This is a genomic window from Candidatus Protofrankia californiensis (assembly GCF_900634765.1).
In the GTDB taxonomy this organism is placed as follows: domain Bacteria; phylum Actinomycetota; class Actinomycetes; order Frankiales; family Frankiaceae; genus Protofrankia; species Protofrankia californiensis.
This window is the reverse complement of sequence record NZ_CAAAFT010000031.1, coordinates 9058-9529: the sequence shown is the minus strand read 5'-3', so window position 1 is coordinate 9529 and position 472 is coordinate 9058.

The window sequence follows — 472 nt, the reverse complement described above, 5'->3', positions numbered from 1 at the left end:
GTCTGCGTCCACGCCGGCCGCCGGCGTCCACGCCGGCCGCCTACGTCCACACTCTGGCTCCCGGCCTGCAACGGACGAGGAGCGGGCGATGCGCGCATCCGTACCTGTGACGGATACACGCATCGCCGATGCGTCAACTACCCCGGGCACGGGGCAAGCACGACCAGAAGAAGACAGGCCGAACAGAGAAGACGGGCGAACAGGTCTGATCGCTCGGCTGCCGAGAGGGAATTCGCTCGCACCGGTTTGGCCGCTGCGCGGCCGGGCACGAGCGGCACAGCGGGTTATCGGCGAGTGACCCGGGGACTTGGCGCTCCAGTCGCCTCCGGAGAACCCCGGTGCCGCGCCCGGTCTACGGGCCCGCCGAACAGTGACAAAGCAATCACAAGGGTGCCGACGGGGAGTCACAATGGGCAGCTGTGAAGTTTGCGGAAACGACTATGAGATGAGCTTCGAGGTGCATGCCCAGGGA